Genomic DNA, 26128 nt, shown 5'->3' with positions numbered 1-26128 from the left:
AAAGGAAACTTGAATGGCTCTGCCCGATATCAGCATGCGCCAGCTTCTCGAGGCTGGTGTTCACTTTGGCCACCAGACTCACCGCTGGAACCCGAAGATGGGGAACTACATCTTCGGCGCCCGCAACAACGTCCACATCATCGATCTCAGCCAGACCGTGCCGCTGATGCACCAGGCGCTCAAGGTCGTGTCCGATACGGTTGCCAAGGGCGGCCGCATCCTGTTCGTCGGCACCAAGCGCCAGGCTTCGGACATCGTGGCGGACGCCGCCAAGCGGTCCGCGCAGTATTATGTGAATGCGCGCTGGCTCGGCGGCATGCTGACCAACTGGAAGACGATCTCCAATTCGATCCAGCGCCTGCGCAAGCTGGACGAGCTGCTCGCTTCGGAAGCCCAGGGCTTCACCAAGAAGGAGCGCCTCAACCTCGAGCGCGAGCGCGAGAAGCTGGACCGCGCCCTCGGCGGCATCCGCGACATGGGCTCGACGCCGGACCTGATGTTCGTGATCGACACCAACAAGGAAGCCATCGCCGTGCAGGAGGCCAAGCGCCTCGGCATCCCGGTGGTCGCCATCGTCGATTCGAACTGCGATCCCGACGTGGTCGATTACCCGATCCCGGGCAATGACGACGCCGCGCGCGCCCTTGCTCTTTATTGCGACCTGATCTCGCGCGCCGCCATCGACGGCATCGAGCGTCAGCAGGGCGCGATGGGCATCGACGTCGGTGCAGCGGTCGAGGCTCCGTCCGAGCCGGTCCTCGAAGAGGGCTCCGAAGAGGGCAAGGACGCTTAAGAAGCGCCGTACCGTATGAGAATGCGGGGCGCGCAACGCTCCGCGGCGGCCGCGCGGCAGACCACAGGCTTCGCGGCCGTTTTGTTTAGATGAATGATGAAGAGGCGACGATGAGCATTTCAGCAGCACAGGTGAAGGAACTGCGCGAGAAGAGCGGCGCGGGCATGATGGACTGCAAGGCAGCCCTGACCGAAACCAATGGCGACATGGAAGCAGCCATTGACTGGCTGCGCAAGAAGGGCATTGCGAAGGCCGACAAGAAGGCCGGCCGCACGGCGGCCGAGGGCCTGATCGGCGTCGCGGCGGGCACCGATAGCGCGGTTCTGGTCGAGGTCAACTCCGAGACCGACTTCGTTGCGCGCAACGATGCCTTCCAGGAGCTGGTGAGCAACATCGCTTCCGTGGCGCTCGGCACCGACGGCACGCTGGACGCCGTTGCGGCCGCGACCTATCCGTCGAGCGGCAAGTCCGTCGCCGACACGATCAAGGACGCCATCGGCACGATCGGCGAGAACATGACGCTGCGCCGTTCGGCCAAGCTTTCCGTCGCCAATGGCGCGGTCGCCACCTATGTGCACAACGCCGTGACCGACGGTCTCGGCAAGCTTGGCGTGCTGGTGGCCGTCGAGACGACGGGCAATGCCGATGCCGCGCGCGCCTTCGGCCGCCAGGTCGCCATGCACGTGGCCGCCACCAACCCGCTGGCGCTGACCGAGGCCGAGGTCGACCCGGCCGCAGTCGCCCGCGAGAAGGACATCTTCTCGGACCAGGCGCGCCAGTCCGGCAAGCCGGAGAACATCATCGAGAAGATGGTCGAGGGCCGCATGCGCAAGTTCTTCGAGGAGGTCGTCCTCCTGAAGCAGGCCTTCGTCATCAATCCCGACCTGACGGTCGAGAAGGCGCTGGCCGAGGCTGAGAAGGAGATCGGCGCTCCGGCGAAGATCACCGGCTTCGTACGCCTTGCCCTCGGCGAGGGCGTGGAGCGCGAAGAGTCGGATTTTGCCGCCGAAGTGGCCGCCGCGGTCAAGAAATAGACGGTCCCGTGGTCTGATCCGAGCAGATGGCTGCCATCTGCCAGGATCGCACCGCCGGTATCGCCGTTGATAATGAGGGGCGTCGCGTGACAACGCGGCGCCCTTCGTGTAACGCAAATGCGCATATTGGAGACTTTGAAATGAGCGAGACCCCACGCTTCCGGCGCGTTGTGTTGAAGGCATCAGGCGAGGCCCTCATGGGCGAGCAGGGGTTCGGGATCGACGTCTCGGTGGTCGACCGGATCGCCGCCGACATCGCCGAGGCGCGCAAGCTCGGCGTCGAAGTGGGCGTGGTGATCGGCGGCGGCAATATTTTCCGCGGTGTCGCCGTGGCCTCCAAGGGCGGCGACCGCGTGACGGGCGATCACATGGGCATGCTCGCCACCGTCATCAACTCGCTGGCGCTGCGCACCTCGCTGGTCAAGCTCGGCGTCGACGCGGTGGTGCTTTCGGCCATCGCCATGCCGGAGCTCTGCGAGAGTTTTTCGCAGCGTCAGGCCATGGCCTACATGAATGCCGGCCGGGTGGTGATCTTCGCCGGCGGCACCGGCAATCCGTTTTTCACCACCGATTCGGCCGCCGCGCTGCGCGCCGCCGAGATCGGTGCCGACGCTCTTTTCAAGGGAACGCAGGTGGACGGGGTCTACACGGCCGATCCGCGCCGCGACCCCGGCGCCAAGCGCTTCGACCGGGTCAGCCACGCACAGGTTATCCGCGATAACCTGGCGATCATGGACACGGCGGCGATTGCCCTTGCGCGCGAGAACCACATTCCGATAATCGTCTTTTCGATTCATGAAGAGGGCGGCTTCAACGCCATCCTGAGAGGCGGCGGCCATTGCACGATCGTGGCCGATGATGCCGATGCAGAACAGCGTGCGGGTGCGTAAGGAGATCAGACATGGCCGAAGGCATTGATTTCAAGGATCTGAAGCGTCGTATGGAGGGCGCGGCAACGGCCTTCCAGCACGATCTGGCGTCTTTGCGGACGGGGCGGGCCTCCGCCAATCTGCTCGATCCGATCCAGGTGGAGGCCTATGGCGCCTCGATGCCCATCAATCAGGTGGCCACCATCTCCGTTCCCGAGCCGCGCATGATCTCGGTCGCCGTCTGGGACCAGGGCATGGTACAGGCGGTCGACAAGGCGATCCGCGAGAGCAATCTCGGCTTCAACCCGATCGTCGACGGCGCGACGCTGCGCATCCCGCTGCCCGAGCTCAACGAGGAGCGGCGCAAGGAACTGGTCAAGATCGCCCATCAATATGCCGAGAATGCCCGCATCGCCGCGCGCCATGTGCGCCGCGACGGCATGGAGCATCTCAAAAAGGCCGAAAAGGACGGCGAGATCAGCCAGGACGAGTTGCACGGCCAGTCCGACCGGGTGCAGAAGATGACGGATGAGACGATCACCGTGATCGACAAGCTGCTCGTCGAGAAAGAAGCCGAGATCATGCAGGTCTAGAGCGACCTAAAATCATCGCGATCTGACGGCTTCTCTGGAGGTCGCATGACCGCAACAGGGGGAGGCAGTTCGATGAAGCCCGCGCATGTGGCGATCATCATGGATGGCAACGGCCGCTGGGCCGAGGCCCGTGGATTGCCGCGCCGCGCCGGACACCGCGCCGGCGTGGAGGCCCTGCGCAAGGCGGTCCGCAATGCCGGCGAGCTCGGCATTTCCTGGCTCACCGTCTACGCCTTCTCGTCGGAGAACTGGTCGCGTCCGCCCTCGGAGGTCAACGACCTGATGGGGCTCCTGCGCCTGTTCATCCGGCGCGACCTTGCCGAACTCCACCAGAACGGCGTGCGCGTTCGCATCGTCGGCGACCGTGACAATCTGCAACCGGACATCAAGGCGCTGCTGGAGGAGGCCGAGAACCTCACCGCCGGCAACACCGGCATGAACCTGGTGATCGCCTTCAATTACGGCTCGCGCGACGAGATCCTGCGCGCGGCCAGAGCCGCGCTGAAGGACATCGAGGCCGGCAGGACCGGTCTCGATGCTCTGACGCCCGAGCGGTTCGGCGCCTATCTCGATACGGCCGGTATTCCCGATCCCGACCTCATCATCCGCACCAGCGGCGAGCAGCGCCTATCCAACTTCCTGCTGTGGCAGGCCGCCTATGCGGAGTTCGTCTTCCTGCCCTGCCTGTGGCCGGATTTCAGCCGCGACGACCTGGCCGCTGCGATCGCCACCTTCTCCGAGCGCGAACGCCGCTTCGGCGGTGTCACGGCGCGCGAAGCCGCGCTATGACGGCTCCCGCCGACGGTCCGCAGCCCAAATCCGGGCGCAGCAATCTGCAACTGCGGATCATGTCGTCGCTGGTGCTGGGCGCGGTGGTGCTCACCGTTACCTATCTTGGCGGATTGCCGTTCCGCATCATGGCGGCGGCGATGTCCGGGGCGATCTTCTACGAATGGATCGCCATGCGCCGAACGCCTCTCGTGCGTGCGCATGCCGCGGTGTCGGCTCTCTTCCTGGCGGTGGTCCTGCTGCTGATGATCGCCGGCAAGCCGGCGGTGCTCGTCCTCGCGGTCCTACTGGGCGCCCTGGTCGTCGTCGCCCTTCACGGCCTGGTCATCGGCAACGGCCTTACGGCGACCGCCGGTCTTGCCTATGCGGCGGCTCCTGCCCTGGCGCTCGCCCACCTGCGCGGCGACGACAGCGCCGGGCTCGCCGCCATCCTGTTCCTGTTCGCAGTGGTCTGGACCACCGATGTCATGGCCTATTTCACCGGCCGGGCGATCGGCGGAGCCAAGCTCGCGCCCTCCATCTCCCCCGGCAAGACCTGGAGCGGGGCGATCGGCGGGGCGCTCTTCGCCGTCCTGGCGGGGGCGGCCTTCGCGTTCCATGAGAGCGCGGTGCACGGCATCCTGGTCATGGCCGCCACGGCGCTCGTCCTGGCGGTGATCTCTCAGCTCGGCGATCTGTTCGAATCGGCGCTGAAGCGCAGCCAGGGCGTGAAAGATTCCAGCCATCTCATTCCCGGTCACGGCGGTGTCATGGACCGTGTTGACGGGCTGACGGCGGCCGCGCTCGCCTTCTATGTCCTGGCCGCCATCCTGGTCGGATTCGAGACCCCCGCGCACGCATTCTTCACCTTTTGAGGGAGGTCCAATTGCCTTGGATTCGCCGCGATGGCATGGAGGGTGTGAGCGTGGGTGGATTCGTCCGGGGCAGGGTGGCCGCGCGCCTCTTTGTCTATAACCGACCTGCAGCCCGAATCCGGCATGGTGGCCGGGCGGATGCGCAGGCAAGACGCAGTCCGGCAAAGCCGAACAGGTGAGACGATCGTGACCGAATTTCTGACATCCTTCTTCAGCACGGACAGCCTGCTTGTCGGGACCATCATCCCGTTTCTGTTCGTGCTGACGGTGGTCGTGTTCGTGCACGAGATGGGTCACTATCTCGTCGGCCGCTGGTGCGGCATCGGCGTCAAGGCCTTCTCGATCGGCTTCGGGCCGGAGCTGTTCGGCTTCAACGACCGGCACGGCACCCGCTGGAGGCTCTCCGCCATTCCGCTGGGCGGCTACGTCAAGTTCACCGGCGACATGTCGGTGACGAGCAAGCCCGACACCGACGGCGCCGAACAATTGAGCGCGGAGGAACTGCGCGTCGCTTTCCACACGCAGCCCGTCTGGAAGCGTGCGGCGACGGTTTTTGCCGGTCCGTTCTTCAATTTCCTCCTGACGATCGTCGTTTTTGCCGTGATGTTCGCCGGCTTCGGCCGCTTCGTGATGGAGCCGACCGTCGCCGACGTGCAGCCGGACAGCCCGGCCGCCGTGGCCGGGTTCCAGCCCGGCGACCGTTTCGTCTCCGTCGACGGCACCAGGGTGCAGACCTTCGGCGACGTGCAGAGGCTCGTTTCCGGACGGGCGGGCGATGAATTGTCCTTCGTCGTCAACCGCGACGGCCGCGAGGTGGAACTGGTCGCCGTGCCCCGGGTGAGCGAGCAGCAGGACGCGCTCGGCAACACCGTGAAGCTCGGCGTCATCGGCGTGGTCAACGACGAAAAGGTCGGCCAGCCGCGCCTCGTCGAATATGGGCCGCTGGAGGCCGTGGGCGAGGCGGTCAGGGAAACCGGCTATGTCATCTACCGCACCGGGCAGTTCCTGAAACGCTTCGTTGCCGGGCGCGAGGACCGCTGCCAGCTCGGCGGACCCGTGAAGATCGCCGACATGGCCGGCAGGGCCGCCCAGCTCGGCTTCGAATGGCTGGTCCAGCTTGTTGCATTATTGTCAGTCGGCATCGGCGTTCTCAATCTTTTGCCCATACCCCCCCTTGATGGCGGCCATCTGGTGTTCTACGCCATAGAAGGCGTGATGCGCCGGCCTGTGTCCGAGAGGGTTATGGATGCTGTCTATCGGGTCGGTCTCTTCGCCGTTCTGGCATTCATGGGATTCGTTTTCTGGAATGACCTGTTCGGCTGCTGAAGGGCGCGGGAAAGGCGAAATGGGTAAAAATTGAGGCGATATTTACCATGGCTTTGAATTTGGCGTGACGCGAATGCCACGGTCGGTGGGTTCGTAAACGCAAATTAACCAGAAGGCTTGCGTGTAGGGGAAATCTGGCTATTACGGTAGCTGCTTTGCAGGACGTTTGCGATTTCTCGCCGCGGGGATAAAGAGAATAGAGGTTTTCAGACCCAATGAAGCCAACTTCCAGGTTCATGAACGCCGTTTCGGCTGCAGCCCTTTCGGCGGGGGTGGTGATGACGGGGACAGTCGCCATCGAATTCGCGTCCGTGCAGGTCGCCGAGGCGGCAACCGTCAGCAGGATCGATGTGCGCGGCAACCGCCGCGTCGATGCGGAGACCATCCGCAATTACATCAACATCCGTCCGGGCCGTTCCTTTTCGAACGACGATGTGAACGATGCGGTGAAGCGCCTGTTCTCGACGGGTCTGTTCGCTGACGTCTCGATCACCCAGTCGGGTGGCGCGCTGGTCGTGACGGTCGAGGAATATTCGATCGTCAATCAGGTCCTGTTCCAGGGCAACAAGAAGATCAAGGACCGCAACCTCTCCGACGCCGTGCAGCTGCAGCCGCGCAAGTCGTTCTCGAACCAGTTGATGGAAGCCGACGCGGAGACGATTCGCGAGGCCTACCGGCGCATCGGCCGCGACGACGCGACCGTCACCGGCCGTGTCCAGGAGCTGGAGGATGGCCGCGTCAATGTCATTTTCGACATTCAGGAAGGCGGCCGTACCAAGATCAAGGCGATCAACTTCGAGGGCAACAGCGCCTTCGGCGACGGCCGCCTGAAGGACGTGATCAGCACCAAGCAGTCGAACTTCATGTCGTTCCTGCTGCGCAACGATATCTACGACGACAATCGCCTGCGCGCCGACGAGGAGACGCTGCGCCGTTTCTACTACAATCGCGGCTATGCGGATTTCCGCGTCATCTCCTCGAATGCCGAGCTGGACGAGGCGGAGAACGCCTACACGGTCACCTTCGTGGTCGAGGAAGGCGAGCGCTACCGCTTCGGCAATGTCGAGATCGAGAGCACCATTTCGGGCGTCGACGGCGAGACGCTCCGGTCCGAGGTCAAGACCCGCCAGGGCGGCGTCTACAGCGCCAAGGACGTCGAGGATTCGATCATCGCGCTCACCGAGCAGGTCGCCGGCATGGGCTATGCCTTCGCCCAGGTGACGCCGCGCGGCAACCGCAACTTCGAGACCCGCGAGATCGACGTCGTCTATTCGATCGACGAGGGCCAGCGCGCCTATATCCAGCGCATCGAGATCCGCGGCAACCAGCGCACCCGCGACTATGTCATCCGCCGCGAGTTCGACTTGAGCGAGGGCGACGCCTTCAACCAGGTGCTGGTGCAGCGCGCCAAGCGCCGTCTCGAGGCGCTGAACTTCTTCCAGACCGTCAACATCTCGACGGTTCCCGGTTCGCAGCCCGATCAGGTGGTGCTGGTGGTCGACGTGGTGGAAAAGTCCACCGGCGAGTTCTCCATCGGCGCCGGCTACTCGACCGGGCAGACGAGCGACAGCGGCGGCGGCTTCTCTGTCGAGGGCTCGGTGACGGAGCGCAACTTCCTCGGCCGCGGCCAGTTCATCCGCTTTGCAGCGGGCGGCGGCAGGGATTCGCGCGACTACTCGTTCTCCTTCACCGAACCCTATTTTCTGGGGCGCCGTATCGCCGCCGGTTTCGACGTCTTCAAGCGCACGCGCAGCTTCGACGATTACGATCGCGACGTGACCGGTGCGACGGTGCGCTTCGGCCTGCCGATCACTGAAGCCCTGTCTACACAGCTCGCCTACAACTACACGCAGGAAGAGTATACCTGCGATGCAAGCGACGACTGCGTCAGCTTGGCGACCGCGATTCGTGATGCCATTGACGAAGGCAAGTGGATCAAGTCGTCTGTCAGCGGTTCGTTGATCTACAACACGATCGACGACATGAAGAACCCGCATGACGGCATCTATGCCAATCTGACGTTGGAAGCGGCGGGTCTCGGCGGCGATGCCAAGTTCATCAAGGCGACGGCTCGCGGCACCTATTACAAGACCTTGTCCGACGAGCTTGATCTCGTGGGGCTCTTCTCGGTCGGCGCCGGTCACATCCAGGCCTGGGACGGCGACCTGCGCGTGTTCGATCACTTCTCGAGCAGCGACCGCATCATCCGCGGCTTCGACTACAACGGCATTGGCCCGTATGACGCGACGACCAAGGATCATCTGGGCGGCAAGACCTACTTCAACGCTTCGGCGGAAGCCCAGTTCCCGTTCCCGATCCTGCCGGAGAGCTTCGGATTGCGCGGTGCCGTCTTCGCCGACGCGGCAACGCTCTATGGCAGCGACGTGGCGGGTGCGATCGGTACAGACATGAACTGGCGCGCTTCGGTCGGTGCCGGCCTGATCTGGGCATCGCCTTTCGGGCCGCTGCGCGTCGACTACGCGGTGCCGGTCGTCAAGGAGGATTCCGACGAGGTGCAGAACTTCAACTTCGGCATCTCCACTCGGTTCTAATCGGCCCCAGGCGGATTCGGGCACGCTCCTGATTGGTCCGGGCCCCTTGGGTCCGGACGGAAGGTTTTCATGAAGGACCCGGACTTTTTCGTACCCGCACGCCGCATCAAGGCAGGCGAGGTGGCTTCGCTGACGGGTGCGACCCTCGCCGACCCCGCGCAGGCGGACATCGTCATAGAGACGGTGGCCGCCGCGTCAGAAGGCGGGGCGGGGACGCTTATCTTCATCGACGGAAAGCGCAATGCCGGCATGCTTGCCGGCACCACCGCCGCGGCCGTCCTGTGTCCCGCCGAGATCGCCGGACAGGTTCCCGAAGGCGTCGCCACCCTCATCGCGGCCCGCCCGCAGGCGGCGTTCAACACGGTGGCGCGGCTGCTCTTTCCGACCGCGGTGCGGCCGGGGTCGATGACCGGCGAAGCCGGAATTTCCAAACGGGCCGCGGTTGCCGCCGATGCCTTGCTCGAAGACGGGGTGATCGTCGAGGCCGGTGCCGTGATCGGTGCCGGGGTGATGATCGGCGCTGGCACGATCATCGCGCCGAACGCCGTGATCGGCGCGGGCACGCGCATCGGCCGCGACAGCTATGTGGGGCCGGGGGCGACGATCCAGTGCGCCATGGTCGGCGATCGCGTCATCATCCATGGCGGCGTGCGGATCGGTCAGGACGGGTTCGGCTATCTGCCGGGCGCCACGGGGCTCGAGAAGATCCCGCAGATCGGCCGGGTCGTGATCCAGGACGATGTGGAGATCGGCGCCAACACCACCGTCGACCGGGGCGCTCTGAACGACACGATCATCGGCCAGGGCACCAAGATCGACAATCTGGTGCAGGTGGCGCACAACGTCCGCATCGGCCGCAACTGCGTCATCGCCGGCCATTGCGGTCTTTCCGGGTCGGTGACGCTCGGCGATTTCGTCATGCTCGGCGGCCGCGTCGGCATTGCCGATCACATCGACATCGGCACGGGCGCGCAACTGGCTGCCTCCAGCGGTGTGATGAACGACGTGCCGGCGGGCGAGCGTTGGGCCGGATCGCCGGCACAGCCGATACGCGAGGCCTTCCGCGAACTGGCCGCACTGCGCGGCCTCGTGGACGGCAAGAAGAAGAAGAAAGAGGAACGGGGATGAACGAAACGCCTGAGACGAGCCTGGACAGCCTGGATATTCTCGACCTGATGCGCCTTTTGCCGCATCGCTATCCGTTCCTGCTCGTCGACAAGATCATCGAGATCGACGGCGACCGGTCCGCCATCGGCATCAAGAACGTGACCGCCAACGAGCCGCACTTCACCGGCCATTTCCCGACCCAGCCGGTGATGCCGGGCGTGCTGATCGTCGAGGCCATGGCGCAGACCGCCGGCGCAATCTGCATCAGGAACGCCGGCGATGAGAGCCCGTCTCTCGTCTATTTCATGACCATCGACGGAGCCAAGTTCCGCAAGCCCGTCGTGCCGGGCGACCGGCTGGAGATCCACGTCAAGAAGGTCAAGCAGCGCGGCAGCATCTGGAAGTTCGACTGCGAGGCCAAGGTCGATGGCGGCAAGGTCGCCGAGGCGACGATTTCCGCCATGATGTCGGTCGCAGCAGCGGAGTAGCAAGAGGCATCATGGCGCGCGAGACCATCATCCATCCTTCCGCGGTGATCGAACCGGGCGCCGTCCTCGGCGCCGGGGTGCGGATCGGCCCCTTCTGTCACGTCTCCGCCGCCGCCAAGCTGCATGACGATGTGGAACTGATCGGCCACGCCTCCATCATGGGCGACACGACGCTGGGAGCCGGCTGCCAGGTGTTCCCGCAGGCCGTTCTCGGCGCGCCGCCGCAGAATTTCAAGCACAAGGGTGGCCACAGCACGCTCGAGATCGGTGAAGGCTGCGTCATCCGCGAGGGCGTCACCATGCATGCCGGCACGGATACGAGCCGCGGCAAGACGACGGTTGGCGCGCACGGGCTGTTCATGGCCTATTCGCATGTCGCGCATGATTGCGCCGTCGGCAACCATGTCACCATGGCCAACTATGCCGGCCTCGGCGGCCATGCCGACATCGGCGATCACGTGATCATGTCGGGTTACGCCGCCGTGCATCAGTTCGTCCGCGTCGGTCATCATGCCTTCCTTGGTGGGTTCGCCGCCGTGGTGGGCGATGTCATTCCCTACGGCATGGCGGTTGGCGACCGGGCGCGCCTGCGCGGCCTGAACATCGTCGGTCTGAAGCGCTCGGGCATGTCGCGTTCCGACGTGACGACCCTGCGCAAGGCCTACCGGATGCTGTTCGCCGAAGGCGCTTCGCTGGAGGATAATGCCGCCGCCGTGGCGAAGGCCTTTCCCGAAACGGCGTCTGTCGCCGACATGGTCGCCTTCATCGGTGGCCGCGACAAACGGCATTTCACCCTCCCGGCGCGCGGCAAGGCCGCTGCCGAGGATGATGAAGACGAGTCCTGACCGGTCGGGCGGCGTGCTGCCGCAGGGCGCGCGCGTCGCGATCATCGCCGGCAGCGGCAGCCTGCCGCGCGACGTGGTGGACGCCCTGGTGCGCAGCGGTCATCGCCCCGTGGTGGTGGCCATCGAGGGTGAGGCGGACTGGATCGGCGAGGAACCGCGCGACTTCGATGTCTGGCCCGTGCCGGCCGAGCGGCTGGGCCTCGTCCTGCCGAGGCTGAAGAAGGAAGGCATCACCCATCTGGTGCTGGCGGGCGGCGTCAGCCGTCGTCCACCCCTCCTGAAAGTGCGCTTCGGGCTCGATGTGTTCAAGGTGCTGCCGAAGCTCGTCGCCGCCTACGCCAAGGGGGACGACGGCCTTCTGCGCAGCGTGATCTCCTATATCGAATCGAACGGCATCACCGTGCTTGGCGCACATGAGATCGCCCCCGATCTCCTGGCGCCGGCCGGCGTCCTGACGCGCGCCAGGCCGACCGCCGGCGACCGGGCGGATCTCGCCGCTGCCCACGAGGCTGCCCATGCGATCGGGGCGCTCGATATCGGGCAGGCGGCGATCGCCGTCGGCGGCCGGGCGGTGGCGCTGGAGGGGATCGAGGGCACGGCGGGCCTTCTGGAGCGCATGCAGGCGCTGCGCGATCATGGACGGCTCGCCGGCAAGAAACGCGGCGTGCTCGTCAAATGCGTCAAGCCGCAGCAGGAGGTGCGGGCCGACCTGCCGACGATCGGCCCGGAAACCGTCGATGCCGCCCATGCGGCGGGCCTCGCCGGCATCGGCGTGGAGGCCGGCCGCTCGCTGATCATCGATTATGCGGAGGCGGTTCGCCGCGCCGATGCCCATGGCCTGTTCATCATCGGCCTGGAGGAGAAACCATGACCACAGGCAGGGCTCTCCGTCTCGCCGTAATCGCCGGCGAGGAATCCGGCGATCTGCTGGGCGCCGATCTCGTGTCCGCCCTGCGCGCGGCCAGCGGAGCGGAGGTGTCGCTCATCGGCGTCGGCGGGCGAAACTTGGAGGCGCTCGGCCTCGAACCGCTGTTCAAGGGCGACGAGATCGCCCTGATGGGCGTTTCGGCCATCCTTCGCGACCTGCCGCGGCTGGTTCGCCGCATCGGTCAGACGGCGCGGGCGATCGCCGAGGCCAGGCCGGACTGCCTCGTCACCATCGACAGCCCGGAATTCAGCCTGCGAGTCGCCGCCAAGGTGAGGGCGCTGGCGCCCGCCATTCCGATCATCCATTACGTGTGCCCGAGCGTCTGGGCCTGGCGGCCGGGGCGCGCCAAGGCCATGCGCCCGCATGTGGATGAAATCCTGTGCCTGCTGCCCTTCGAGCCCGCAGAGCTCGACCGGTTGGGCGGCCCTCCGGGAACCTTCGTCGGACATCGGCTCGCCACCGATCGGCATATCCTTGCCGCGGCCGAGGCGCACCGGCGCCGGGGCGCGCCGGACGAACAGGCGGCGCGCACGCTTCTCATGCTGCCGGGTTCGCGCCGGGGCGAGGTCGGACGGCTGATCGGCGCCTTCGGCGAGACGGCGGCGCATCTTGCCGATGCAGGCCACGATTTCCGCATCTTGATGCCGACGGTGCCGCATGTGGCACGCCTGGTCGAGGAGGCGACCGCCACTTGGCCCGTCCGCCCCGAGATCATCCTCGATGCGGGGAGCAAATGGCGAGCCTTTGCCGAAGCCGACGCCGCGCTTGCCTGTTCCGGCACCGTGTCGCTGGAACTCGCCCTGTCCCGCGTGCCGTCGGTGATCTGCTACCGCACCGACCTTGCCGCCCGGGCGCTCATTCCGCTGATCACCGTCTGGTCGGCGGCCCTGCCCAATCTGATCGCCGGATGGCCGGTGGTGCCCGAGCATTTCAACCAGTATATCCGGCCGGGCTACCTGGCCCGGCAGATCGCCGTCCTGTGGCGGGATACGCCGGCGCGCGCCGCGCAGCTCGCCGGCTTCGCCGATGTGGCCGAGGCGCTGACCACGCCGCGTCCGGCCGGCGAGATCGCTGCCGGCGCCGTGCTGCGTCACATCTCCGGCGGCGCCGGCTGAAGGCATTCGCTCTCTGCAACGCGCGGAAAGAAAAACCCCGGAGGCCTTTCGGTCTCCGGGGTTTGCTCGGTTTGCGATCCGGTGAGGACCGAACACGCGTCTCAGCGCTTGGCGATCGGCACGTAGTCGCGCTGGTCGGCGCCCGTGTAGAGCTGGCGCGGCCGGCCGATCTTCTGCTTCGGATCCTCGATCATCTCCTTCCACTGGGCGATCCAGCCGACGGTGCGGGCAAGCGCGAACAGCACCGTGAACATGGTGGTCGGGAAGCCGAGCGCCTTCAGCGTGATGCCGGAGTAAAAATCGATGTTGGGATAAAGCTTCTTCTCGATGAAGTACTCGTCGGTGAGCGCGATGCGCTCCAGCTCGATGGCGATGTCGAGCTGCGGATCGTCCTTGATGCCGAGCTCGCCGAGCACCTCGTGGCAGGTCTTCTGCATGATCTTGGCGCGCGGGTCGTAGTTCTTGTAGACCCGGTGGCCGAAGCCCATCAGGCGGAACGGATCGTCCTTGTCCTTGGCGCGATCGATGAACTCTGGAATGCGGTCGACGGTGCCGATCTCGTCGAGCATGTTCAGCGCCGCCTCGTTGGCGCCGCCATGGGCGGGACCCCACAGGCAGGCGATGCCCGCGGCAATGCAGGCGAACGGATTGGCGCCCGAGGAGCCGGCGAGGCGGACGGTGGAGGTGGAGGCGTTCTGCTCGTGGTCGGCGTGCAGGATGAAGATGCGCTCCATGGCGCGCGCCAGGACCGGGTTCACCTTGTACTCCTCGCACGGCACGGCAAAGCACATGTGCAGGAAGTTCGCCGCATAGCCGAGCTCGTTGCGCGGATAAACGAAGGGCTGGCCGATGTGGTACTTGAAGGCCATGGCCGCGATGGTCGGCATCTTGGCGATCATGCGCAGGCTGGCGACCATGCGCTGGTGCGGGTCGGAGATATCGGTGGAGTCGTGATAGAAGGCCGACATGGCGCCGACGACGCCGCACATCACGGCCATCGGATGCGCATCGCGGCGGAAGCCGGTGAAGAAGCGCGTCATCTGCTCATGCACCATGGTGTGGTGCGTCACGCGGTAGTCGAAATCCTCCTTCTGCGCCTTGGTGGGCAGTTCGCCGTAAAGCAGCAGGTAGCAGGTCTCGAGGAAATCGCCATGCTCGGCGAGCTGCTCGATCGGATAGCCGCGATGGAGCAGGATGCCCTCGTCGCCGTCGATGTAGGTGATCTTCGATTCACAGCTCGCCGTCGAGGTGAAGCCCGGATCGTAGGTGAACATTCCCGTGTCTTTGTAGAGCGACGCGATGTTGATGACATCCGGGCCGACACTGCCCTTCAGGATCTCGAATTCGTGGTTTTGATCCTGGCCGCCGATTTCCAGTTTCGCAGTTGGCTTGGTCATCGCAATCACCTCTCACTTTAAAGAACCTGGCGCCGGTGTTCTGTCGCCACAAGATATCGCAGGGCGTCGCACGCGCACTTTGCTAACGCATTTGCCCTTTGGTGCCAAGCACTTGCAGCATGCAATACTGCGGTGCAACAACATGCCGACACCTGTGGACCGATCCCGCCCGGGCGGGATCCTTTCGGGGACGACGGACGCTAGGCAGCCTGATCGCGGATGCGCGCCAAACTTTCCTCGCGTCCAAGTACGGAAAGAACATCGAAGATGCCCGGCGATGTGGTGCGCCCGGTGAGCGCTGCCCTGAGCGGTTGGGCGACTTTGCCAAGCTTGCGGTCCGTCTGTTCCGCAAAAATGCGGACAGCCTCTTCGATGTTCGCAAGGGTCCAATCGCCGACATTCTGCAATACGGGGAGGATTTCCGCAAGCAGTTGGCGCGCAGTCCCGTCCAGCAGCTCTGCCGCCTTCTCGTCCGGAACCAGAGGGCGCTCGGAAAAGAGAAACTTTGCGCTATCAATGAGTTCGACGAGTGTTTTTGCACGTTCCTTGAGGCCCGGAAGGGCCGCCAGAAGCTGGCCTTTGCGCCTTTCGTCTAGTTTTTCGACGACAGCCGGCCCGCCCTCCAGATGGGGCAGCGTGTCGAGCAGCACGTCGAACAGCCGCCCATCCTCCATCTGGCGCATGTGGACGCCGTTGAGCGCCTCGAGTTTCTGGAAGTCGAAGCGCGCCGCGCCCTTGTTGACGTCATCGATGTCGAACCAGCGAATCATGTTCTCGTCGGACATGATCTCGTCGTCGCCATGGCTCCAGCCGAGGCGGGCGAGATAGTTGCGCAGCGCCGAGGGAAGGTAGCCCATGGCGCGGTAGGCCTCGACGCCGAGCGCGCCATGACGCTTCGACAGCTTGGCGCCGTCCGCTCCGTGGATCAGCGGAATATGGGCCATCACCGGCACGTCCCATCCCATCGCCCGGTAGATGATGGTCTGGCGCGCCGCATTGGTGAGGTGGTCGTCGCCGCGTATGATGTGCGTGATGCCCATGTCGTGATCGTCGACCACGACCGCATGCATGTAGGTCGGCGAGCCGTCGGAACGCAGGATGATGAAGTCGTCGAGATCCTTGTTGGGAAAGCGCACCGTGCCCTGGACGCGGTCCTCGACGACGGTCTCCCCGTCCTGCGGCGCCTTGATGCGGATGACCGGCTTCACGCCGGCCGGCGCCTCGGATGGATCGCGGTCGCGCCAGGTGCCGTCATAGCGTGGCGGCCGCCCCTCGGCGCGCGCCTTCTCGCGCATTGCTTCGAGCTCCTCCTGCGAGGCGTAGCAATAATAGGCCTCGCCCTTGACCACCAGCTCCTCGGCGACGGCGCGGTGACGCTCGGCGCGGGCAAACTGGGACACCGGCTCGCCGTCGCTCTCGAGGCCGAGCCAGGCAAGCCCGTCGAGAATGGCCGCGGTTGCCGCATCGGTGGAACGCTGGCGATCCGTGTCCTCGATGCGCAACAGCATCTTGCCGCCGGTGTGGCGGGCATAGAGCCAGTTGAACAGGGCGGTGCGCGCGCCGCCGATGTGCAGATAGCCAGTGGGCGAGGGCGCAAAGCGCGTGACGACGGGTTTGGTCATGGATCGGTTCCAGGAATCTTGTGCAGCCGCTCGCCCGATGGGGCGCGAAACCGCGGGTGGCAATCGGTCGGCTGTCATGTAGCATAGAACAATCGGGGTGCAAGCATCCGGCGGGGAGACCGCGCCACTGGGGGGCGAGCTTGGGGAGCGAAGCGGCAACCAAGGAACGTGACGAGCGCGCGCTGTTCGGCCTGGACGAGCGGCCGGTGCGTCCGCCCGTCCTCGCGCCCCGCGAAAGCCAGCCGATCGGGGCGGGGCCGAGATCGCGCCTGCTGGCCGGATCCCTCGGATGGCGCAAGACCGGTGTTCAGGCGCTGTCGGCGGCAATGGCGGCGGAAGAGGGGCGCGGCACCGCGTTTCTGTGGCTGCCTGTCCTGCTTTGCGCCGGGGCGCTGGTCTACTTCATCCTGCCCGCCGAGCCGCCCGGTTATGCAATCGCCTCGGGGCTTGCGCTTTGCGCCTGCGGGGTCGTTCTCGCCCGCCGCCGGATGCTGGCGCGGACGGCGCTGGCGGCGGCCCTCGTCGTCCTGCTCGGCCTTGCCGCCGGCAAGGTCGAGGCATGGCGCGCTGGAACGCCGATGCTCGGCTCTGAGGTGACGACTTATGTCACCGGCCGGGTGCTGAGCATTGAACCCCGCGCCGATGGCCGCACGCGCCTGACCGTTCATGTGACGCGGACGGAACGGCCGCAGCTGCGCTATCCGCCGGACCGGGTGCGGCTGACGGCCCGCAACCTTCCCGCCGGCCTGTTGCCCGGTGACGGCGTAACGGGCCTTGCCCGGCTGATGCCGCCCTCCGGCCCGGTGCGCCCGCTGGCCTACGACTTTTCCTTCGAAAGCTATTTCGACGGCATCGGCGCCATCGGGTTCTATCTGCGCGATCCGCAGCCGGCGAATCTGCCGGCGGCCGCGACGCTGTCCGAACGGCTCTCAGGACGGCTGCAGCGCCTGCGCGAGGCCTTTGCCGCACGCCTGCGCGACCGGATCAGCGGACCGGAAGGCGAGGTCGCCGCGGCGCTCATCACGGGCCTGCGCGCCGGCATACCCAAACCGGTGGAAGAAGCGCTGCGGCGGGCGGGCCTTGCGCATGTGCTGGCGATCTCCGGCCTGCACATGGCGCTGGTCGCCTTCACGGTGATGGCCGCCATGCGTTCCTCCTTCGCGCTGTTTCCCGGCTTTTCCTCCAGGCATCCGGTGAAGAAATATGCGGCCGGCTCGGCGCTGCTGGTCTGCGCTCTCTATCTGTTCGTTTCCGGGGCGGCCGTCGCCGCGCAGCGCAGCTTCATCATGCTGGCGATCATGCTCGCGGCCCTGCTTTTCGACCGCGCCGCGCTTACCATGCGCAATCTGGCGCTGGCGGCGCTGGTCGTGGTGGCCGTTTCACCGCACGAGGTGGTGGGGCCGGGGTTCCAGATGTCATTTGCCGCCACCGCCGCCCTGATCGCCGGCTACGCCGCCTGGAACGACCGCCGGGAGAGACGGCTCGCCAGACGCGCGCCACCGCCCGACCGGAGCTTTTTGAGGAAAGCCGTGCGGACCGCCCTTCTTTATCTCGGCGGGCTGGTGCTGACCTCGCTCATTGCCGGAACCGCCACCGCGCTCTATGGAACCTGGCATTTCCAGCGCGCTTCGCCGCTGGCGCTCGGCGCCAATCTGGCGGCGATGCCGCTCGTCTCCCTGGTCGTGATGCCGTCGGCCGTGGCGGCGGTCTTCGCCATGCCCTTCAACCTCGACGGCGCGCCGCTGGCCGCCATGGGCTGGGGCATATCCGCCGTCATCGACGTCGCCACCTGGTTTTCCGATCACACGCCCTTCGACGCGACGGGCATGGTGCCGCTGTCAGCCACGCTGACGCTGACGGCGGCCTTGGTTCTCCTCACCATGGCGACCACCAGATTGAGGCTGCTTGCGGTGCCGTTGATCGCGGCCGGCGGGGTGCTGCTTCTCGGCCGCGATCTGCCCGACGCGCTGGTTTCGGAGGATGCGCGACTGGTCGCGCTCGGCACGGCGGACGGTGCTCTCGCGGTCAACCGCGCTCGCCCCAACGGTTTCACGTCCGAAAACTGGCTGCGCATGATGCAGGCGGGGGAGATGCTCCGGCCCGTGCTGGCCAGGACGGAACCCACAGCCCCGCCGGATGGCGCGGGCTTCGCCTGCGGGTCCGGCATCTGCCTCGCCCGGCACGCGACGGGGGCCATCATCGCCCATGTCGCAGCGCCGCAGAAGAGCGCGACCCCGCTGTCGCAACTGGAGGCGTTGTGCCGGCTTGCCGATCTTCTGGTCATCGAAGACGCCACGCTCGACGATCCCTGCGGCAAGGGGAGCGCGACCGTGATCACGGGACGGGCCCTTGCCCGGCGAGGCAGTGCGGCGATCGAATTCGGCGAGGTGGGCAGGGGGCAGCGGCGCGTCGTTTCCGTTGACTTCGCCATCGGCGAGCCGTTCCGGCCCTGGCACGCACAGCGCCATTTCTCGCGTGCCGCACGCGGGCTCGCGCCCAACCCGCAACGGACCGGCGATCGACAGGCATCGGCCGGCGACACCCCCGCTCGACGTCGGAAGAATCAGTAGCGGCGCATCAGGCCGACGAGGCGGCCCTGGACCTTGACCCGGTCCGGCCCGAATATGCGCGTCTCATAGGCGGGATTGGCCGCTTCCAGAGCGATCGATGCGCCCTTGCGGCGGAAACGCTTCAGCGTCGCCTCTTCGCCGTCGACCAGCGCCACGACGATCTCGCCCGGGTTGGCGGTCTGCGTCTCGCGGATGATGACCGTGTCGCCGTCGAAGATGCCGGCTTCGACCATCGAATCGCCCCTGACCTCCAGCGCATAGTGCTCGCCGCCCGACAGCATGTCCGGCGGTACGGCGATGGTGTGAGTCTGGTGCTGGATGGCGTCGATCGGCACACCCGCGGCGATGCGGCCCATGACCGGCACGGAGACGACGCCCGACAGGTCGTCATTGCTGGCGACCGGCTTTGCCGCCGGCGGGGTTCGTCCGAGGCTGCCCTCGATGACGCTCGGCGAGAATTTGCGGGCCGCGTTGAGCCCAGGCGCGATCGAATCGGGCAGGCGGAGCACCTCCAGCGCCCGCGCCCGGTTCGGCAGGCGGCGGATGAAGCCGCGCTCCTCGAGCGCCGTGATCAGCCGGTGGATGCCCGATTTGGACGCGAGATCCAGCGCTTCCTTCATCTCGTCGAAGGAAGGCGGTATGCCGGTCTCCTTCAGCCGTTCATGGATGAACAGAAGGAGTTCGTGCTGCTTGCGCGTCAGCATGGGCGTCACCGAGAATCAGTTAAAAACAAAACCAGAACATACTCTATATGTTCCAGTTGTGTTCCGCAACTCCCGCATTCTCCGAGGCGATCAGGGCGCGGCGAACAGCGCCTTGGCGCCGTCGGCGACGAACTGGACGGCTAGCGCGGCGAGGATGACGCCGAGCAATCGCGTGAGGATCGACCGGCCCGTCTCGCCAAGGAAGCGGTCGACCCGTTCGGCCAGCACGAAGACCGCGTAGGTGATGAGGATCGTGGCAAGCAGGATGGCGAGCAGCGCTGCGATTCCGGCCGGCGAGCGGAACGATCCGGAAAGAAGGACCGTGGCGGAGATGGCGCCCGGCCCGGCGATGAGCGGGATGGCGAGGGGGAAGGCGGCGATGTTGTGGATCATGTCGCGCGTGATGGCGCGTTCGGCGCTTCGCTCGTGGCGCTCCTGGCGCCGCTCGAAGATCATCTCGAAGGCGATGAAGAACAAGAGCAGGCCGCCGGCGACGCGGAAGGCGGGCAGGGTGATGCCGAAGACCGACAGGATGGCGCTGCCGGCGACGCCGAACAGCGCCAGGACCCCAAAGCCGATGATCGCGGCGCGCACGCCGACCTGGTTGCGCTCGGCGCGGTTCATGCCGGTCGTCAGGGCCAGGAACAGCGGCGCCAGGCCCGGCGGATCGACCGTCACGAGCAGCGTGACGAAGGCGTTGAAAATCGCTTCATAACCGGGCATGGCGCTCTCCCCTTGCCATCTCTAGCCCATGTGGCGGCGCGGGGAAATGGCCGGCGCGGCCGCGCGGGTCGCCGGGCTGCGGCAAAATGCCTGGGAGGGCATTCGTGCGTGTGTCATATCCGTCTGAAAACCTGTTGGATTTCCTGTGCCCCAATGGGCCGGCGAATTGGAGAATCGTGCTCAACTCCTATATAAGAAGCCGATGATTCCTCATTTTGAATGTGACACGATTTGACTGACCACACGACGCCGCCCGGGCCGGGCGAGCCCGACGACATCGAGCCGATTTCCATTATCGAGGAGATGCAGCGTTCCTATCTCGATTATGCCATGAGCGTGATCGTGAGCCGTGCGCTGCCCGATGCGCGCGACGGCCTGAAGCCGGTGCACCGGCGCATTCTCTACGCGTCCCACGAGAGCGGCTATCACTGGAACCGCAAATATGTGAAGTCGGCCCGGCCGGTCGCCGACGTGATGGGTAAATACCATCCGCATGGCGACGCGGCGATCTACGACGCCTTGGTGCGCATGGCGCAGGACTGGTCGATGCGCCTGCCGCTGATCGACGGGCAGGGCAATTTCGGCTCGATCGACGGCGACCCGCCGGCGGCGATGCGCTACACGGAATCGCGCCTCACCAAGGGTGCCCACGAGCTTCTCGAGGACATCGACAAGGAGACCGTCGATTTCCAGGACACCTATGACGGCTCCGCCCACGAGCCGAAGGTTCTCCCGGCGCGCTATCCCAACCTCCTGGTCAACGGTTCGGGCGGCATCGCGGTCGGCATGGCCACCAACATTCCGCCGCACAACCTGTCCGAGGTGGTCGACGGCTGCGTGGCGCTGATCGACAATCCGGCGCTCGGCCTGCCGGCGCTGCAGGAGATCATTCCCGGGCCAGATTTCCCCACCGGCGGCATCATCCTCGGCCGTTCCGGCATCCGCAGCGCCTACGAGACGGGCCGCGGCTCGATCCTGATGCGCGGCAAGGTGTCGATCGAGCCGGCGCGCAACGATCGCGAAGCCATCATCATCACCGAGATCCCGTTTCAGGTGAACAAGGCCTCGATGATCGAGAAGATGGCCGAGCTGGTGCGCGACAAGCGCATCGAGGGCATCTCCGACATTCGCGACGAGAGCGATCGCCAGGGCTATCGCGTGGTGGTCGAACTGAAGCGCGACGCCGTGGCCGACGTGGTGCTCAACCAGCTCTACCGCTTCACGCCGCTGCAGACCTCCTTCGGCGCCAACATGGTGGCGCTGAACGGCGGCAAGCCCGAGCAGATGAACCTGCTCGATCTCCTGAAGGCCTTCGTCTCGTTCCGCGAAGAGGTGGTCAGCCGGCGCACCAAATACCTGCTGCGCAAGGCGCGCGACCGGGCCCATGTGCTGGTCGGCCTGGCCATCGCCGTCGCCAACATCGACGAGGTGATCAAGCTGATCCGCCACGCGCCGGACCCGCAGTCGGCGCGCGAGCAACTGATGGAACGCCGCTGGCCGGCATCCGACGTGGAAGCCCTGATCCTGCTGATCGACGATCCGCGCCACCGCATCAACGAAGACGGCACCTACAACCTGTCGGAAGAGCAGGCGCGTGCCATTCTCGAGCTGCGCCTGCAGCGCCTGACGGCGCTCGGCCGCGACGAGATCGCTGACGAGTTGAACCAGATCGGCGCCGAGATCAGCGAATTCCTGGACATCCTGTCCTCGCGCGCCCGCATCCAGCAGATCGTCAAGGACGAGCTGACTGCCGTGCGCGACGAGTTCGGCACGCCGCGCCGCACCGAGATCACCGAAGGCGGCGCCGATCTCGACGACGAGGATCTGATCCAGCGCGAGGATATGGTCGTCACCGTCACCCACAAGGGCTACATCAAGCGGGTGCCGCTTTCGATCTACCGGGCGCAGGCGCGTGGCGGCAAGGGCCGTTCGGGCATGTCGACCAAGGACGAGGATTTCGTCACCCGGCTGTTCGTCGCCAACACGCACACGCCGATCCTGTTCTTCTCCTCGCGCGGCATCGTCTACAAGGAGAAGGTCTGGCGTCTGCCGGTCGGCACGCCGCAATCGGTCGGCAAGTTCCTGCGCAACATGCTGCCGCTTCAGGAAGGCGAGCGGATCACGACGATCATGCCGCTGCCCGAGGACGAGGAAAGCTGGGGCGGGCTCGACGTGATGTTCGCCACCACGCGCGGCACCGTGCGCCGCAACAAGCTTTCGGATTTCGTGCAGGTCAATCGCAACGGCAAGATCGCCATGAAGCTGGACGATGAGGCGGACGAGATCCTCGGCGTCTACACCTGCACGGAAAGCGACGACGTGCTTTTGACGGCCGCTTCCGGCCAGTGCATCCGCTTCTGCGTCAGCGATGTGCGCGTCTTCGCCGGCCGCAACTCGATCGGCGTGCGCGGCATCAACCTTGCGGAAGGCGACAGCGTCATCTCCATGGCGATCCTCGGCCATGTGGATGCATCGCCCGCCGAGCGTGCCGCCTATCTGAAGCAGGCGGCGGCGGAGCGGCGGCTGGCCACCGGCGAGGAGGAGGAGATCGCCCTCACCAACGAGGATGTGGGCGAGGAGACCAGCCTTTCGCAGGAACGCTTTGAGGAATTGAAGGCCCGCGAGCAGATGGTGCTCACGGTCAGCGAATTCGGCTACGGCAAGCGCTCGTCGAGCTACGATTTCCGGGTCACCGGGCGTGGCGGCAAGGGCATCCGCGCAACCGATGTCTCAAAGACCGACGAGATCGGCCCGCTGGTCGCTGCTTTCCCCGTCGAGCAGGAAGACCAGATCATGCTGGTTTCCAATGCCGGCCAGGTCATTCGCGTGCCGGTGGGCGGCATTCGCATCGCCAGCCGCGCCACCAAGGGCGTGACCATCTTCAACACCGCCAAGGACGAGAAGGTGGTTTCGGTCGAGCGCATCTCCGAGAGCCAGACCGAAGAGGCCGGCGACGAGCAGGCAGAGGCCGTCGAGGGGATTTCTTCAGCCTCTCCGTCCGCCGAGGCGCCTGACAATGGCGGCGAGGGCGGCGCGTAACCGATTGCCCGAAGGGCGACCGGCGCGGTCAGCGCCGGCGGGCTTGAAAGGGAGGCCGAACGCGGTTTTCCAGCTTCACGCGGTTGGCCTCTTCGTAAAGGCCGACCGCCGTGGCGATCAGCATGGCCAGGGTCATTGCAGCCGCGAGCGTAAAGATCAGCATGGCTTGTCTCCTTTGACATACCAACGACAAAGGGCGCCATTTTGTTTCACGCCCTGTTCCTACCATGTGTGTCCTGAATAGCAGTTCGGGTTCAAACCGACCTTGAACGCGCCGTTCATCTGGCGTTCATCGCGCGGAGGGCTTGCGTGCGGGGCGGTTTCGTGGGCTTGATATGCTGCCGCGCCAACCCCCGTCACAGCCAGGGAGACCAACCGGACCCATGCACGACGCAGCGTTTTTCCTGTCCTATGTGGCAGCCTGTTTCCTGATCGTCCTCGTTCCCGGACCGACGGTGACGGTGATCATCGCCAATTCAATGAAGCACGGCATGCGCGCCGGGCTCCTGAACGTGTTGGGCACGCAGATCGGCCTGCTCCTCATGATGCTGGTGCTGACGCTCGGCCTGTCGGCGGTCGTCAATGTGATGGGCAGCCTGTTCGAGATCTTGCGCCTGCTCGGCGCCGCCTATCTCATCTGGCTGGGCATCAAGCTCTGGCGCTCCGACGGTCATCTCGCCGCGCAGGAGCGTGTGGTGCGGCCGGGCGGCTCCTTCGTCCTGCAGGGTTTGATCGTCGTCTGGTCGAATCCCAAAGCGCTTCTTTTCTTCGGCGCCTTCATTCCGCAGTTCATCGACCCCACGCTCGGCAATCCGGCCTTGCAGACGGCCCTGCTCGGCCTCGTCTTCACGGCGGTCGCAGCGCTCGGCGACGGGTTTTACGCCGTGCTTGCCGGCGGGGCGGGCGCCCGCCTGTCGCGCAACCGCATCCGCCTGACCGAGCGCATCTCCGGCACCTTCCTGATCGGCGGCGGGCTGTGGCTGGCGCTTGCCCGGCGCTAGATCACGTTCAACAAGGTAGAGCGGGATGCGGGCGGAAAACCGCTTCACAATTTTCCTCATCCCGCTCCAGATCGTTCCGGCGAATTGCCTTCCCCCTTCAACATGGATAGAAGCACGCCATGAATGAGCGAACAGCTTTTTACGCCGGTTCCTTCGACCCCCTGACGAACGGTCATCTCGACGTGCTGAAGGGAGCGCTGACGGTGGCCGACAAGGTCGTGGTGGGCATCGGCCTTCATCCCGGCAAGAAGCCGCTGTTCACCTATGAGGAGCGCGTTTCGCTGATCGAGAAGTCGGCGGCCGACGAGCTCGGCGGGGACGCCCACCGCATCAAGGTCGTCGCCTTCGACAAGCTGGTCATCGACGCGGCGCGCACGCATGGCGCCTCGATCATGATTCGTGGCCTGCGCGACGGCACTGATCTCGACTACGAGATGCAGATGGCCGGCATGAACGAGACCATGGCGCCGGAACTGCAGACGGTTTTTTTGCCGGCCAGCCCTTCCGTGCGCACCATTACCGCCACACTTGTGCGCCAGATCGCCTCTATGGGCGGAGACATAGGGCCGTTCGTGCCGACTGTCGTTCTGGCGGCCCTGAAGGAAAAGTTCCCCGCCTGAAACCATAGGAGAAGTTTTCATGCAGCTTCACAAGCTTGCCTCGTCCCTCGTCGTGGCGGGCGTCCTCATGATTGGACTTGGCGCCGCCGGCGCCGCAGAGCCGGAGGACACGATGATCATCAAGCTGAAGAGCGGCGAAGTGACGATCGGCCTGCGGCCGGATCTGGCACCGAAGCACGTGGCCCAGATCAAGGCGCTGGTCGAGGAGGGCGCCTACAAGAACGTCGCCTTCCACCGTGTGATCGACGGCTTCATGGCACAGACGGGCGACGTGCAGTATGGCGACGTGGAAGACGGCTTCGATGCCCGGCGCGTCGGCACCGGCGAATCCGACCAGCCGGATCTGCCGGCGGAATTTTCGGATGCGTCCTTCGTGCGCGGCACGGTGGGCATGGCGCGCTCGGCCGATCCGAACTCCGCCAATTCCCAGTTTTTCATCATGTTCGCCCCGGCTCCACACCTGAACGGCCAGTACACGGTCGTCGGCGAGGTGGAGAAGGGGATGGAACTGGTCGACCAGATCAAGAAGGGGGACGCCGCAGCCAATGGCATGGTGGAGAACCCCGACCGGATGCTGGACGTTCGCATGGCGTCCGGCGCGCAATAAACAGAAAGGAAACACCTCATGGCTGAGATCAAGGATCCGGAAAACACCATCATCATGGACACGAGCAAGGGTGAGGTCGTCATCCAGCTCTTCCCGGATGTCGCGCCCGATCACGTCAACCGCATCAAGGAACTGGCGCGCGAGAACTTCTACGACGGCATCGTCTTTCACCGCGTCATTGACGGTTTCATGGCGCAGACCGGCGATCCGACTGGCACCGGCATGGGCGGTTCGGACAAGCCGGACCTGAAGGCCGAGTTCTCCAACATGGCGCATGAGCGCGGCACCTGCTCCATGGCCCGCTCCCAGAACCCGAATTCCGCCAACTCGCAGTTCTTCATCTGTTTCGACAAGGCGCCCTGGCTCGACCGCCAGTATTCGGTCTGGGGTCAGGTAATCGAGGGCATGGACAAGATCGACCAGATCAAGCGCGGCGAGCCGGTGTCCGATCCCGACAAGATCGTCACCATGCGGGTCGCCGCGGACGTCGCCTGATCGCTGACTTTTAATCTCCGTGTGCGTCACCACCCCCCTCTGGCCGGCAGGCCAGAG

Annotated in this window: 24 protein-coding genes; 19 read left to right on the top strand and 5 right to left on the bottom strand. The window is 65.5% G+C overall.

The genetic code is table 11. The features are described 5' to 3' along the window. Positions 1–13: 13 nt before the first annotated feature. The 13 genes from rpsB to lpxB all read left to right on the top strand — a co-directional run bounded on the left by rpsB (position 14) and on the right by lpxB (position 13293). Positions 14–793 carry a 30S ribosomal protein S2 gene (gene rpsB / locus NUU27_RS14095; RefSeq protein WP_257762752.1) on the top strand — a complete coding sequence of 260 codons (780 nt, stop codon included), beginning with the start codon at positions 14–16 and terminating at the stop codon, positions 791–793. 110 nt (positions 794–903) lie between these two features. Beyond that, complete coding sequence (tsf, locus tag NUU27_RS14090) at positions 904–1827, top strand: translation elongation factor Ts (RefSeq protein ID WP_257762751.1); 924 nt, start codon at positions 904–906, stop codon at positions 1825–1827. 140 nt (positions 1828–1967) lie between these two features. Next, positions 1968–2717: a UMP kinase gene (pyrH, locus tag NUU27_RS14085; protein ID WP_257762750.1), complete on the top strand. Its 750-nt coding sequence runs from the start codon at positions 1968–1970 to the stop codon at positions 2715–2717. Positions 2718–2728: 11 nt separating this feature from the next. Further along, positions 2729–3289 (top strand): ribosome recycling factor, encoded by a 561-nt coding sequence (gene frr / locus NUU27_RS14080; RefSeq protein WP_257762749.1) that lies wholly within the window; start codon positions 2729–2731, stop codon positions 3287–3289. A gap of 72 nt (positions 3290–3361) precedes the next feature. Beyond that, entirely contained in the window at positions 3362–4078 is a 717-nt protein-coding gene (locus tag NUU27_RS14075) for an isoprenyl transferase (protein ID WP_257762763.1), read from the top strand. After that, positions 4075–4932: a phosphatidate cytidylyltransferase gene (locus NUU27_RS14070; RefSeq protein WP_257762748.1), complete on the top strand. Its 858-nt coding sequence runs from the start codon at positions 4075–4077 to the stop codon at positions 4930–4932. Before NUU27_RS14075 ends, NUU27_RS14070 begins: the two co-directional genes overlap by 4 nt. Before the next feature lie 186 nt (positions 4933–5118). After that, complete coding sequence (rseP, locus tag NUU27_RS14065; protein ID WP_257762747.1) at positions 5119–6258, top strand: RIP metalloprotease RseP; 1140 nt, start codon at positions 5119–5121, stop codon at positions 6256–6258. Between the two features lie 215 nt (positions 6259–6473). Continuing rightward, positions 6474–8810: an outer membrane protein assembly factor BamA gene (gene bamA / locus NUU27_RS14060; protein WP_257762746.1), complete on the top strand. Its 2337-nt coding sequence runs from the start codon at positions 6474–6476 to the stop codon at positions 8808–8810. A 69-nt stretch (positions 8811–8879) separates the two neighbouring features. Then, a complete protein-coding gene (gene lpxD, locus NUU27_RS14055; RefSeq protein WP_257762745.1) occupies positions 8880–9938 on the top strand; it encodes a UDP-3-O-(3-hydroxymyristoyl)glucosamine N-acyltransferase in 1059 nt (352 codons plus the stop codon). Next, complete coding sequence (gene fabZ, locus NUU27_RS14050; RefSeq protein WP_257762744.1) at positions 9935–10405, top strand: 3-hydroxyacyl-ACP dehydratase FabZ; 471 nt, start codon at positions 9935–9937, stop codon at positions 10403–10405. The genes lpxD and fabZ overlap by 4 nt, the downstream gene beginning before the upstream one ends. A gap of 11 nt (positions 10406–10416) precedes the next feature. Further along, positions 10417–11250: an acyl-ACP--UDP-N-acetylglucosamine O-acyltransferase gene (gene lpxA / locus NUU27_RS14045; RefSeq protein ID WP_257762743.1), complete on the top strand. Its 834-nt coding sequence runs from the start codon at positions 10417–10419 to the stop codon at positions 11248–11250. Then, positions 11231–12121, top strand: a complete 891-nt coding sequence (locus NUU27_RS14040; protein ID WP_374566871.1) for an LpxI family protein — start codon at positions 11231–11233, stop codon at positions 12119–12121. Before lpxA ends, NUU27_RS14040 begins: the two co-directional genes overlap by 20 nt. After that, on the top strand, positions 12118–13293 hold the full coding sequence (gene lpxB / locus NUU27_RS14035; RefSeq protein WP_257762741.1) for a lipid-A-disaccharide synthase: 1176 nt from the start codon (positions 12118–12120) through the stop codon (positions 13291–13293). Before NUU27_RS14040 ends, lpxB begins: the two co-directional genes overlap by 4 nt. 101 nt (positions 13294–13394) lie before the next feature. On the opposite strand, the gene gltA is transcribed toward lpxB, so the two are convergent. Together gltA and gltX are read right to left on the bottom strand one after the other, a co-directional pair. Next, a complete protein-coding gene (gene gltA, locus NUU27_RS14030; RefSeq protein WP_257762740.1) occupies positions 13395–14690 on the bottom strand; it encodes a citrate synthase in 1296 nt (431 codons plus the stop codon). A 200-nt stretch (positions 14691–14890) separates the two neighbouring features. Beyond that, entirely contained in the window at positions 14891–16312 is a 1422-nt protein-coding gene (gene gltX / locus NUU27_RS14025; RefSeq protein WP_257762739.1) for a glutamate--tRNA ligase, read from the bottom strand. A 140-nt stretch (positions 16313–16452) separates the two neighbouring features. On the opposite strand from gltX, the gene NUU27_RS14020 reads away from it, so the two are divergent. After that, positions 16453–18882, top strand: a complete 2430-nt coding sequence (locus tag NUU27_RS14020) for a ComEC/Rec2 family competence protein (RefSeq protein ID WP_257762738.1) — start codon at positions 16453–16455, stop codon at positions 18880–18882. On the opposite strand, the gene lexA is transcribed toward NUU27_RS14020, so the two are convergent. Then, positions 18876–19586 carry a transcriptional repressor LexA gene (lexA, locus tag NUU27_RS14015; RefSeq protein ID WP_257762737.1) on the bottom strand — a complete coding sequence of 237 codons (711 nt, stop codon included), beginning with the start codon at positions 19584–19586 and terminating at the stop codon, positions 18876–18878. The two genes, NUU27_RS14020 and lexA, sit on opposite strands and share 7 nt — an antisense overlap. A gap of 90 nt (positions 19587–19676) precedes the next feature. Beyond that, a complete protein-coding gene (locus NUU27_RS14010) occupies positions 19677–20309 on the bottom strand; it encodes a MarC family protein (protein WP_257762736.1) in 633 nt (210 codons plus the stop codon). Positions 20310–20540: 231 nt separating this feature from the next. Here NUU27_RS14010 and gyrA point away from each other — a divergent pair, with 231 nt between their 5' ends. After that, the gene (gyrA, locus tag NUU27_RS14005; RefSeq protein ID WP_257762735.1) at positions 20541–23348 is read left to right on the top strand and encodes a DNA gyrase subunit A; all 2808 of its coding nucleotides are present in this window, start codon (positions 20541–20543) and stop codon (positions 23346–23348) included. 28 nt (positions 23349–23376) lie between these two features. Here gyrA and NUU27_RS14000 read toward each other — a convergent pair whose 3' ends face one another. Then, on the bottom strand, positions 23377–23511 hold the full coding sequence (locus NUU27_RS14000) for a hypothetical protein (RefSeq protein WP_257762734.1): 135 nt from the start codon (positions 23509–23511) through the stop codon (positions 23377–23379). Positions 23512–23731: 220 nt separating this feature from the next. On the opposite strand from NUU27_RS14000, the gene NUU27_RS13995 reads away from it, so the two are divergent. The 4 genes from NUU27_RS13995 to NUU27_RS13980 all read left to right on the top strand — a co-directional run bounded on the left by NUU27_RS13995 (position 23732) and on the right by NUU27_RS13980 (position 26071). Continuing rightward, entirely contained in the window at positions 23732–24349 is a 618-nt protein-coding gene (locus NUU27_RS13995) for a LysE family translocator (protein WP_257762733.1), read from the top strand. 119 nt (positions 24350–24468) lie between these two features. Further along, a complete protein-coding gene (gene coaD, locus NUU27_RS13990) occupies positions 24469–24969 on the top strand; it encodes a pantetheine-phosphate adenylyltransferase (protein ID WP_257762732.1) in 501 nt (166 codons plus the stop codon). 19 nt (positions 24970–24988) lie between these two features. Then, entirely contained in the window at positions 24989–25576 is a 588-nt protein-coding gene (locus tag NUU27_RS13985) for a peptidylprolyl isomerase (RefSeq protein ID WP_257762731.1), read from the top strand. An 18-nt stretch (positions 25577–25594) separates the two neighbouring features. Beyond that, positions 25595–26071 (top strand): peptidylprolyl isomerase, encoded by a 477-nt coding sequence (locus tag NUU27_RS13980; protein WP_257762730.1) that lies wholly within the window; start codon positions 25595–25597, stop codon positions 26069–26071. Positions 26072–26128 lie beyond the last annotated feature (57 nt).

It is taken from the genome of Nitratireductor sp. ZSWI3 (assembly GCF_024655565.1).
GTDB lineage: Bacteria > Pseudomonadota > Alphaproteobacteria > Rhizobiales > Rhizobiaceae > Nitratireductor.
This window is presented reverse-complemented; position numbering and strand designations above follow the sequence as displayed.